Origin of the sequence: Nocardioides sp., assembly GCF_047607365.1 — a bacterium.
Classification (GTDB): domain Bacteria; phylum Actinomycetota; class Actinomycetes; order Propionibacteriales; family Nocardioidaceae; genus Nocardioides.
Genome location: NZ_JASGDD010000222.1, coordinates 1 through 9,365, shown reverse-complemented (window position 1 = coordinate 9,365; position 9,365 = coordinate 1). Strand labels below are relative to the sequence as shown.

Annotated in this window: 13 protein-coding genes; 3 read left to right on the top strand and 10 right to left on the bottom strand. The window is 72.0% G+C overall.

Going from position 1 to position 9,365, the window contains the following annotated elements:
- Window positions 1-194: 194 nt before the first annotated feature.
- Both QM572_RS17320 and QM572_RS17315 read left to right on the top strand, forming a co-directional pair.
- Window positions 195-641 (top strand): nitroreductase family deazaflavin-dependent oxidoreductase, encoded by a 447-nt coding sequence (locus tag QM572_RS17320; RefSeq protein WP_415095222.1) that lies wholly within the window; start codon window positions 195-197, stop codon window positions 639-641.
- A 23-nt stretch (window positions 642-664) separates the two neighbouring features.
- Entirely contained in the window at window positions 665-1,117 is a 453-nt protein-coding gene (locus QM572_RS17315; protein ID WP_415095221.1) for an SRPBCC family protein, read from the top strand.
- Here QM572_RS17315 and QM572_RS17310 read toward each other — a convergent pair.
- From QM572_RS17310 to QM572_RS17280, 7 genes are all read right to left on the bottom strand, one after another.
- Window positions 1,114-1,482: a hypothetical protein gene (locus tag QM572_RS17310; protein ID WP_415095220.1), complete on the bottom strand. Its 369-nt coding sequence runs from the start codon at window positions 1,480-1,482 to the stop codon at window positions 1,114-1,116. The two genes, QM572_RS17315 and QM572_RS17310, sit on opposite strands and share 4 nt — an antisense overlap.
- Window positions 1,483-1,553: 71 nt before the next feature.
- A complete protein-coding gene (locus tag QM572_RS17305; protein ID WP_415095219.1) occupies window positions 1,554-2,504 on the bottom strand; it encodes a helix-turn-helix transcriptional regulator in 951 nt (316 codons plus the stop codon).
- A gap of 110 nt (window positions 2,505-2,614) precedes the next feature.
- Window positions 2,615-2,989, bottom strand: coding sequence for a hypothetical protein (locus tag QM572_RS17300; protein ID WP_415095218.1), 375 nt, complete (start codon window positions 2,987-2,989; stop codon window positions 2,615-2,617).
- Between the two features lie 198 nt (window positions 2,990-3,187).
- Complete coding sequence (locus QM572_RS17295; protein WP_415095217.1) at window positions 3,188-3,895, bottom strand: GAF and ANTAR domain-containing protein; 708 nt, start codon at window positions 3,893-3,895, stop codon at window positions 3,188-3,190.
- 55 nt (window positions 3,896-3,950) lie between these two features.
- Window positions 3,951-4,742, bottom strand: coding sequence for a carbon-nitrogen hydrolase family protein (locus QM572_RS17290; protein WP_415095216.1), 792 nt, complete (start codon window positions 4,740-4,742; stop codon window positions 3,951-3,953).
- A 28-nt stretch (window positions 4,743-4,770) separates the two neighbouring features.
- Window positions 4,771-6,132 carry an APC family permease gene (locus QM572_RS17285; RefSeq protein ID WP_415095215.1) on the bottom strand — a complete coding sequence of 454 codons (1,362 nt, stop codon included), beginning with the start codon at window positions 6,130-6,132 and terminating at the stop codon, window positions 4,771-4,773.
- A complete protein-coding gene (locus QM572_RS17280) occupies window positions 6,125-7,033 on the bottom strand; it encodes a carbon-nitrogen hydrolase family protein (RefSeq protein WP_415095214.1) in 909 nt (302 codons plus the stop codon). Before QM572_RS17280 ends, QM572_RS17285 begins: the two co-directional genes overlap by 8 nt.
- A 66-nt stretch (window positions 7,034-7,099) precedes the next feature.
- On the opposite strand from QM572_RS17280, the gene QM572_RS17275 reads away from it, so the two are divergent.
- Window positions 7,100-7,879, top strand: coding sequence for a FadR/GntR family transcriptional regulator (locus QM572_RS17275; protein ID WP_415095213.1), 780 nt, complete (start codon window positions 7,100-7,102; stop codon window positions 7,877-7,879).
- On the opposite strand, the gene QM572_RS17270 is transcribed toward QM572_RS17275, so the two are convergent.
- From QM572_RS17270 to tatA, 3 genes are read right to left on the bottom strand one after another with little or no spacing between them, the layout of a single operon-like run.
- A complete protein-coding gene (locus QM572_RS17270) occupies window positions 7,864-8,325 on the bottom strand; it encodes a hypothetical protein (protein ID WP_415095212.1) in 462 nt (153 codons plus the stop codon). The genes QM572_RS17275 and QM572_RS17270 overlap by 16 nt on opposite strands.
- Window positions 8,325-9,071 carry a twin-arginine translocase subunit TatC gene (tatC, locus tag QM572_RS17265; protein WP_415095211.1) on the bottom strand — a complete coding sequence of 249 codons (747 nt, stop codon included), beginning with the start codon at window positions 9,069-9,071 and terminating at the stop codon, window positions 8,325-8,327. The genes QM572_RS17270 and tatC overlap by 1 nt, the downstream gene beginning before the upstream one ends.
- Complete coding sequence (gene tatA / locus QM572_RS17260) at window positions 9,068-9,286, bottom strand: twin-arginine translocase TatA/TatE family subunit (protein ID WP_415095210.1); 219 nt, start codon at window positions 9,284-9,286, stop codon at window positions 9,068-9,070. Before tatA ends, tatC begins: the two co-directional genes overlap by 4 nt.
- Window positions 9,287-9,365 lie beyond the last annotated feature (79 nt).

The following is a 9,365-nucleotide window of genomic DNA, read 5'->3' as shown; positions in this document are numbered from 1 at the left end:
GCGCCGGTTCCCGGGCTCGGCAGGGCGAGGAGCGCGGCGGCCACGGCGGCGGCCACCGCCGCCCTCAGCGGGGAGCCCGGGTGTGCCATGGTGACCTCCTCGCGGCCGCCCCCTGGCGACGCCGTCGCGATCCCAACGAGCCGGCGCAGGAATCGTTAGGGCAGGTCTCACGGGACACGGGCAGACTGGTCGCCATGAAGCTCCCCTCGCAGCGCGACGTGTTCCTCAAGAGTCTCGAGATCCACGAGGCGATCTACAAGCGCAGCCACGGGTGGCTCGGGCACCGGCTGTTCCTCGGGATGCCGACGCTGCTGCTCACCACCACCGGCCGCCGGTCGGGGCTCGAGCGCACCTGCGCCCTGGTCTACGCCAGGGACGGCGAGCGCTACCTCGTGGTCGGCTCGAACGGCGGCGCGCGGCGCGACCCGACGTGGATCCTGAACCTCGAGGCGGATCCACGGGTGGAGATCCAGATCGGCCCGCGACGGCGTACGGCGACGGCGACCGTCGCGCGCACCGACGACCCCGACTACGAGCGGCTGTTCGCGCTGTGCAACAAGGCGAACCGGGGGACGTTCGCGACCTACCGCAAGCGCACCACCCGCCCGCTGCCGATCGTCGTCATGACGGCGACGACGTGAGGATCACCGCCTAGGCTCAGCCCATGCCGAGCTTCTCGAACACCCGCGAGACCGTCATCGCCGCGCCCGCCGCGAGCATCCACACCCTGATCGACGACTTCCACGCCTGGCAGGCCTGGTCGCCGTGGGAGGGCCTCGACGCCGACCTCGCCCGGACCTACTCCGGCGCCGACCGCGGCGTCGGCGCGGTCTACGACTGGGTGGGCAGGAAGTCGGGCACCGGCCGGATGACGCTCGTGGACGAGACGCCGGAGAAGGTCGTCATCGACCTGGACTTCCTCAAGCCGATCAAGGCGCACAACGTCACGACGTTCGCGCTGCTCCCCGACCCGCAAGGCACCCGCGTCACGTGGACGATGACCGGGTCGCGCAACGTCGCGATGCACGTCGCCGGCAGGCTGTTCTTCGACAACGCGATCGGCAAGGACTTCGACAAGGGCCTCGCCGCGCTCAAGCGCCTCGCCGAGACGAGCTAGTCGCCGTCCCACGGCGGCTCGTGGTCGAACTTGCGGTAGTACTTCGCCAGGTGCGACCTCACCCGGGCGACGTCGTCGGACGGGATGTCGACCCCGCCGCGGGCGCCCTCGAGGACGTTGCCGGCCGCCATCACGCCGCGGGGGACGACGGTCAGCTCGCCGTCGATCACGTCGGCGATCAGCAGCTTGTACGCCGTGAACTTGTCGGCCCGCTCGCCGTCGTACCAGACGTGGGCCTTGCGGTAGTCGGCGTTGGGCCCGTTCTCCGCGTCGGCCCAGCGACGGACCCGCTTCTCGGCGGCGTCGCCGTCCCAGGCGCGGTCGACGTCGGCCACGGGGAGGTCGGAGAAGGTCGGAACGGTCATGCGTACGGCGTACCCGCCGGCGTTCGCTTCACACGGATGTCGCCGGGTCGGGCCCGCCGGCGCCCCGCGCCTCAGCGGCGCAGCGTCCGGTGCGGCGGCTCGCCGTAGGCCGCGCGGTAGAGCTGGCTGAACCGCGACGGGCTGAATCCCCAGCGGGCGGCGACGGCGGTGACCGTGACCGAGCCCGGGGACGCGTCGAGGAGCGTCCTGCGGGCGTGGTCGAGACGGACTCGCCGCAGGTAGCCCATCGGCGTCGTCCGGAGGTGGGTGCGGAACGCGATCTGCAGCGCGCGCGGCGTCACGTAGGCGGCCCGTGCGATGTCGGCCAGCGAGAGCGGCTGGTCGGGATGGGTCTCGATGAAGGCGACCGCCCGGGCGAGGGCCGTGGGCCGCCCGTCGCGGCGGTCGGCGGCCGTCGGCCCGACGAGCGCGGTGTTCGGGTAGGTCTGCAGGACGGTGGCGGCGAGGAGATGGGTGGCCGAGGCGACGAGCAGCGGCGAGATGTCGCCCTCCCACGGGTGGAGCACGTCGTCGCGCAGGTAGGCGATGCACCGCTGGAGCCGGGCCTGCGCGTCGCGCGAGACCGGTCGCGTGCCGGTCATCCGCACCGGCTCCGCCGGGACGTCCTCCTCCCCGGCGACGAGCTGCGACAGCAGGGCCGGATCCAGCGCCGCGAACCGATACCGCGGCGAGCGGACGACGCCGGCGTACGGGAGGTCGGGCCGGATGACGAGGAACTGGTCCCCGGGACCGAAGCTCTCCTCGGCGCCGCCGTGCTCGCGCGGATGGAGCGTGTTCGAGATGACGTCGCAGACGAACAGCCAGCGCGCCGGCTCGGCGTCGTACGTCAGGTCGAAGCTGTAGTCGAGCTCGTGGAACTCCAGCTGCGAGCTGATCACCCGCCGCGTCACCTCGGCCTGGATCGGCCCGTCGGCGGCGGCGATCCTCATCGTCGAGTAGGTCGCGCTGAGGAACTGCTCGACCTCGCCCACGTCGGTGCTGCGAAAGCGCACGGTCTCCATGCCAGGTCACCTCGGGTCGTCAGCGCGTCACCGCACCCCCGCGTGCCGACTGTTTGACCCCGCGCAGAGGCGCCAGACTATCGGGGACGGCGGCGGCGGACGCGACCGCCTCACCGTGCGTCGCGCGGCCGCCGGCGGACCACGACGCTCAGCTCGTCGAGCAGGCCGAGCACGCGAAGCACGCGGTAGGGCATCGACCCCTCCACGACGAGGAGCCGCGGGCTCACGCCCGAGGCCCGGGCACGCTCCCCGAAGTCCTCGATCACCCGCACCCCCTCGGCGCACAGCAGGCGGACGTCGCACAGGTCGATCACGAACGGGACGTCGGGCGCGGGCGCCGCGTCGCCGCCGAGGTGGAGCGTGAGCGACTCGTCGAGCCGCGAGCCGATCAGCGCCGCGGAGACGATGTCGAACTCCCGGCTGAGCTCCCCCACGACGAAGCGATGGGCCATGCCGGGCTCGCTGAGCCGTTCATGATCCGACATCGAGACTCCCGTGGGTGGGGCATGCGGTCGCCCGTGCGTCGGGCCGGCAGCCACGTTGCCGTTCGACGCTAGAGGCTGCCGTCGTCGCCGCGATAGCCGCGAAACGAACCGCCGCGCGCATCGGCTGACGCGTGAGCGAAGTCCTCGCCGGGTCTCTCGGCTCGCGCGCCTTCCGGCGGGCGGACCCCGGGGGCCGGCTCAGCCGTCGCCGGCCGTCGCCGTCGCGCCGCGCTGCTGGGTGTCGACGAGCTCCGCGGCGACCGCGGCCAGCTTCACGTTGGACTCGCTGGAGTAGCGGCGCAGGAGGTCGAAGGAGCGTTCGACGGTGAGGCCGAAGCGCTCCATCAGGATGCCCTGCGCCAGGCCGATCACGTGCCGGGACGAGATCGCGTTGTGCAGGCCCTCGATCTCCCGCGCGGCGGTGAGCGACGCCGCGGCATGGGCGCCGTAGAGCACCGCGAAGTCGACCTCGTCCCGGTCGTCGAACCGCCCCGTAGGGCGGGCGTACATGTTCAGCGCGCCCAGCGCCCCGTCCCCGGCCGCCAGCCTGACGCTCAGCAGCGACCCGATCCCGAGCTCGGCGGCCCGAGGCCCCCACGCCGGCCACCGTGGGTCGCTGGCGACCGAGCCCGAGCGGAACCACTCGGCACGGTCGGCCGCCTCGATGCACGGGCCCTCGTCGAGGGCGTACTGCAGCGCGTCGGCCTGGCGGGCGACGTCGTCGGAGGCGGCGAGCGTGGCGTAGCCCTCCTGCCGCACCTTGATGGTCAGACTGACCCAGTCGACGTCGGGCAGGAGCTCGAGCGCCTGGTCGATCACCCGGTTGGCGGCGGCTCGCTCGTCGTCGGCGCCGGCCGGCTGCGCGGCCAGCGTGGCGAGCGCGCGCATGCGGTCGGGCGTGGACATCGGCACACCTCCATCGGGTTCCGTGGGAGTCGGGGAACGGTCAGCCTAGGGTGTGTCAGCGTGGACGAGTCGCGAAGCGCCGGACGGCGATGTTCCGGTCGCGCTCGCGGGCGGAGGCGATGCGCTCCGTCTCGATCTCGGCGACACGTGTCTCCGGCCCTCCCCCGCACACGACGACGTCGCGCCCCTGCGGGTCGACGAGCATGCTGGTTCCGATCGAGAGTGGGGCCGCCTGGCAGACGGCCGCGACGTACGACGTGTTCTCGATGGCCCGGGCGCGGGCCAGGGTCTGCCACTGGGCGACCTTCTCCGGCCCGGGCACCCAGGCCGAGCACACGGCCAGCAGCTCGGCCCCCGCGTCGACCAGCGCGCGGGACTGCTCGGGGAACCGGAGGTCGTAGCAGGCGAGGAGGCCAACGCGGACACCACCGGCGTGGAAGGTGACCGCCTCGGGCGCCTCCGGCGCGGAGATCCACGCCGACTCGGTGAATCCGTTGGCGTCGTACAGGTGGTTCTTGCGGTAGCGGGCGAGGAGGGACCCGTCGGCGCCGAGCGCGACAAGGGTGTTGAAGGGCGCAGCCGCGGGCCTGCGCTCGACCACGCCGACGACCACCACCGCGCCGAGCTCGCGGGCGAGCTCCGCGACCGCGGTGACGAACGGACCCTCGAGGGTCTGCGCGATCCTCGCGAAGCTGGCGTCGACCCGAGGCTTGTCGTACATCGCGTACTCCGGCAGGAGGATCAGCTCGGCACCCTGCGCCGCCGCCGACCGGCAGGCGCTGTCGACGGCGGCGAGGTTGCGGTCGATGTCGACGCCGGCTCGGATCTGGGCCAGGCCGATCCTCATGGCCGAACGATACTCGGACGCCGAGTGCTCAGAGGCCGAGCGCGGGCTCGCCGGCCTCCTCGGAGAAGTCCATGCTCGGCGGCGGCTGCCGGAAGCCCCGCGTCAGCCCCGTCAGCACCAGGAGGCCGACGGCGAGCCAGGAGAGCCCGAGGACGATGGCGTGGGAGTCGAGTTGGGCGAGCAGGTAGAGCGTCACCGCCGCGCCGACCACCGGCACCGCGAGCGCCGACCAGGACCGGGCCGCGACGGTCCCGTCCCGCTCGTCCCGGTGGCGCAGGAGGTGGACGATCGCCGAGACGTTGACCATGGTGAACGCGGTGAAGGCGCCGAAGTTGATGAACGACGTCGACGTGGCCACGTCGAGGAAGATCGCGAGCACTCCGACCGCGCCGACCGCCGCGATGGCCGCGACCGGAGTGCGGTAGATCGCGTGCAGCCGGCCGAAGAGCCAGGCCGGCAGGACCCGGTCGCGCGCCATGGCGTAGATCAGGCGCGACGCCGAGGCCTGCGCGGCCAGCCCCGAGGCGAACTGCGCGATCACGAGGCCCGCGAGGAAGATCGCGCCGAACAGGTTGCCGCCGACGGTCAGCGCGATGTCGTGAGCCGCCGAGGAGGAGTCGGCGAAGGTTCCGCCGGGGTGGACCAGCTGCGTGGTGTAGGAGACGGCGACGAAGATCAGTCCACCGAGCAGAGCCACGAGCAGAATCGCTCGCGGGACCGTCCGCTTCGGCTCGATCGTCTCCTCGCTCAGCGTGGAGACGGCGTCGAAGCCCAGGAAGCAGTAGCCGGCGATCGCGGCTCCCGCCGTGATCTCGGAGAAGGTGGCGCCCACCCCGACGAACGGCGTCGAGCTGATCAGGCCGCCGGCGCCGTGGTCGCCGACCACCGACCCGATCGACAGCGCGACGAAGAGGACGAGGACGAGGATCTGCATCGCCATCAGCGCGAAGTTGGCTCGGTCCGCGGTCTTGATGCCGAGGACGTTGAGCGCGCTCGTCAGCGCGATGAAGCCCACGATCCACACCCAGAACGGAACGTCCGGATATTGCGCGTCGAGGTAGGCCCCGCCGATCAGCCAGATGACCATCGGCAGGAAGAGGTAGTCGAGCAGGATCGCCCACCCGACCAGGAAGCCAGCTCGTGGATCGATGGTGCGGCTGACGTAGGTGTACGCCGAGCCCGACATCGGATAGGCGACGGCCATCCGGCCGTAGCTCGCGGCGGTGAAGAGCATCGCGACGAGCGCGACGAGGTATGCCGACGCGCTGGCGCCGGCCGTGGTCTCGGCGACGACGCCGAAGATCCCCAGGACGATCATGGGGGTCATGTAGGCGAGGCCGAAGAGGACGAGGGACCGAAGGCCCAGCGTCCGCTGCAGATGGTCAGACATGGTGGGTCTCCTGGGTGTCGGTAGCGGAGTCGGTGCGGTGGTGGCGGGGCTGCCAGGTGGCCGGGTCGATCCGGCCGCCGTAGATGGGCAGGGGAACGGGTGGGTCGTTGGGCCGGAACTGCGACCACATCCGGTTGAGCCCCTCCGTCCCTTGGCGATGGGCGCGGGTGACGTCGTCCAGGTCGAGGGTCACCTCGAGGACGTCCGCGTCGGCGATCGGGCTCTCGGCCAGCACGTCGCCCTCCGGCCCGACGATCAGGCTGCGCCCGCGGCCCTCGGGGCCGGAGCAGTTGACGCTGACCGTGAACACCTGGTTGACGATCGAGTTGGAGCGCGCCAGCACCAACTCCTGGGCGCGGTCGTCGGTGGTCGTCTTGACGACGTTGAGGACGAGCTCGGCGCCCATCCACGCCAGCTGGCGGGTCACCTCGGGGAACCAGGCGTCATAGCAGACGGACATGCCGACCCGGCCGAGCCCGGGCAGGTCGGTGACGACGAACTCGGTGCCGATCGCGTAGGGCTCGTGGGGTCGCCACGGGAAGACCTTGCGATAGGCCGCGGCCAGCGCGCCGTCGGGCGAGAACAGCAGGGCGGTGTTGTAGAGCCGGCCGTCGTCGCCGAGCTCGCAGATGCTTCCGGGCAGGAGCCAGGTGCCGGTCTCGGCCGCGAGCGCGCCCACCTCCCCGAGGAGCGCCGAGTCACGGCGGACCGCCGACTCCCACAGCAGCGCGTCGCGGTCGGGCCCGCTCAGTCCGGGATCGGTCCCGAAGAGGTGCAGCTCGGGATAGACCAGCAGGTCCGCCTCCGGTCCGCGACGGCGTACGTCGGCGGCGAAACCGGTCAGGTCGCCCACCGGCTCGGGCGCGGCTTGCACGGCGATCAGCCGTAGGAGTCGAGGCATGCGCAGATATTGGGTCAATATGAGTTGTTTTGTCAATGACCCGGCGCGACTGGCTACGATGCGTCTGTGAGCGCGACCGACTCCGTGGTGACCGACGCGGCCCTGACGGCGCTCGCCGATCCGTCCCTGGCGGGGATCACGCGGCTGAGCGCGCTCGAGACGGTGCGCGCCCGGCTGGCGCTCGCGGTCGAGCTGGGGCTGCTCCCACCCGGGGCCCGGATCCCACCGAAGTCAGACCTGGCGGAGGCTTTCGGCGTCAGCGAGGTGACCGTGCGCCGGGCGATGATCTCCCTGGCCGACGACGGCGTGCTGGTGCGGCAGCGCGGACGCAGCGGCGGCACCTTCGTGGCACCCACGCCGCACGCCGCGGGCTCCGCGTCGGGCTCCGCCCACACGGCCGTCGAGGTGTACCGCGCCGACGCCCACGTGGTGCACGCGCTGATCGACCAGCGCGCCCTCATCGAGAGCGCTCTGGCCCACCACGCCGCCCTCGTCGCCACCTCCGAGCAGCTCGCGGAGCTGGACGAGCTCGTCGTGCGTGCGGGCCACGCCGCGGACTGGCCGACCTATCACGCCATCGACCGCCGGTTCCATCTGGCGGCTGCCGAGGCGGCCGGGCAGCCGTGGGCGATGAAGCACTACCGCGAGGTGCTGGACCGTCTCTACGGCTACTTCCTGCCCTACCCGGTGGAGGAGCTGCACACGGTCAACGCGCAGGAGCACGCCCGCTACGTGGAGGCGCTGCGCGCTCGCGACGTCACCGGCGCGGTGGAGGCGATGCAGCACCACGTGCGGCACCTGCACTCCTCGATGTACGTCGGGCTGCCCGCTCAGCCGAGGGACTGAGCGGCGACGCGGCGGGGATCGTCCTCGGGGAGGGAGTCGATCCGGATCCGGCGGGGGTGCGCGGCGGAGCCGGTGACGACGTACCGCTGTCCGGGGCGGACCGAGCGCGCGGCGACCTCCGCCTCACTCGGCTGACTCGGCTCAGGGGACTCGGTCGGCTCCGTGGGCTCCACCTGCCCGCTCGGAGCGGCCGCGGGCGCGGTCATCGCGTCGCGGACGATGCGCCGCGGGTCGTACTGCCGCGGGTCGAGCTCACCCCAGTCCGAGCGTCGCAGCGAGACCCCCATGTCACGCTCGGCGCTCACGCGGGCCTCGTCGAGCACCTGGCGCATGCCGCGGATCAGGGAGCCCAGCCGCTCGGCGTACAGGGGAAGCCGGCGCGGGCCGATGATGAGGCCGGCGAGCACGACGACGACGAAGAGCTTCTCGAAGGTCAGGCCGAGCATCAGGCGCTCCCCTTCCGGGAGTCGTGGACGTGGGCGATGAGCATGGCGAGGCCGAAGAGCAGCGCCATGGGGGCCGCGACGAGGAACATCGAGAGGACGTCGGCGGCCGGAGTGACCAGCGCGCTGAAGAGCACGATGACCACCACGACCACCCGCCAGCTGCGGCGCAGCGTGGCCGCCGGCAGGACCCCGACGAGGTTGAGCACCACGACGAAGACCGGGAGCACGAACGCGATGCCGATCGCCAGGATGATCTTGAGCACGAAGTCGACGTAGTAGGTCGCCGTCAGGATGGTGCTGTCCTCGTCGGAGGAGAAGCCGGCGAGCATCTCGACCATGTGCGGGAAGAGCAGGAAGCCGAACGCGCAGCCGGCCAGGAACAGCGGGAAGGCGGCGGCCACGAAGCCGTAGGTGTAGCGCCGCTCCCGGCGGGTCAGGCCCGGGGTGACGAAGGCGAAGAGCTCGAGCAGCCAGAACGGGCTGGAGAGCACGATGCCGGCGAAGAGCGCGATCTTGAGCTTGAGGTCGAAGGCGCCGGTGATGGTGTCGTAGTTGAGGCTGGCCGAGCGGGACTCGGCGATCTCCTCGATGGGGGCGCGGAGCAGGTCGAGGACCTGTCCGGAGACCAGGAAGCCGACGAGTACGGCGAGAGCGAGCGCCACCGCCGCGCGGGTGCCGCGCGTGCGGGCCTCCCGCAGGTGGTCGCCGAGGGGCATGGTCCCCCGCGCGACGGTGGCCGTGCTCACGACGCCCGGCGGGTCTCGGCAGGCTGGGTGGCCTCGACCACGACGGGCGCCGGCTGCGCGGCCTGCGCGCTCTTCGCGTCGTGGACCTCGTCCTTGAGGATCCGCATCGACTCGCCCACGCTCTTGGCGAGGCTGGGCAGCTTCGCCGAGCCGAAGACGAGCAGGACGATGGTGAGGATGACCAGCGCGTGCCAGCCAGAGAGGTTCTGCAACATGGGGTTCTCCTAGCGGTGAGGGGGGTGTGGTGGGTCAGTTGCTGGGGGCGCCCGAGGGCGGGGTGCCGGTGGGGGCGTC

Excerpts from the sequence above, each read along its gene's own strand:
- QM572_RS17320 (WP_415095222.1), top strand. The coding sequence starts at position 195 with ATGAAGCTCCCCTCGCAGCGCGACGTGTTCCTCAAGAGTCTCGAGATC.
- QM572_RS17315 (WP_415095221.1), top strand. The coding sequence starts at position 665 with ATGCCGAGCTTCTCGAACACCCGCGAGACCGTCATCGCCGCGCCCGCC.
- QM572_RS17310 (WP_415095220.1), bottom strand. The coding sequence starts at position 1,482 with ATGACCGTTCCGACCTTCTCCGACCTCCCCGTGGCCGACGTCGACCGC.
- QM572_RS17305 (WP_415095219.1), bottom strand. The coding sequence starts at position 2,504 with ATGGAGACCGTGCGCTTTCGCAGCACCGACGTGGGCGAGGTCGAGCAG.
- QM572_RS17300 (WP_415095218.1), bottom strand. The coding sequence starts at position 2,989 with ATGTCGGATCATGAACGGCTCAGCGAGCCCGGCATGGCCCATCGCTTC.
- QM572_RS17295 (WP_415095217.1), bottom strand. The coding sequence starts at position 3,895 with ATGTCCACGCCCGACCGCATGCGCGCGCTCGCCACGCTGGCCGCGCAG.
- QM572_RS17290 (WP_415095216.1), bottom strand. The coding sequence starts at position 4,742 with ATGAGGATCGGCCTGGCCCAGATCCGAGCCGGCGTCGACATCGACCGC.
- QM572_RS17285 (WP_415095215.1), bottom strand. The coding sequence starts at position 6,132 with ATGTCTGACCATCTGCAGCGGACGCTGGGCCTTCGGTCCCTCGTCCTC.
- QM572_RS17280 (WP_415095214.1), bottom strand. The coding sequence starts at position 7,033 with ATGCCTCGACTCCTACGGCTGATCGCCGTGCAAGCCGCGCCCGAGCCG.
- QM572_RS17270 (WP_415095212.1), bottom strand. The coding sequence starts at position 8,325 with ATGCTCGGCCTGACCTTCGAGAAGCTCTTCGTCGTCGTCGTGCTCGCC.
- tatA (WP_415095210.1), bottom strand. The coding sequence starts at position 9,286 with ATGTTGCAGAACCTCTCTGGCTGGCACGCGCTGGTCATCCTCACCATC.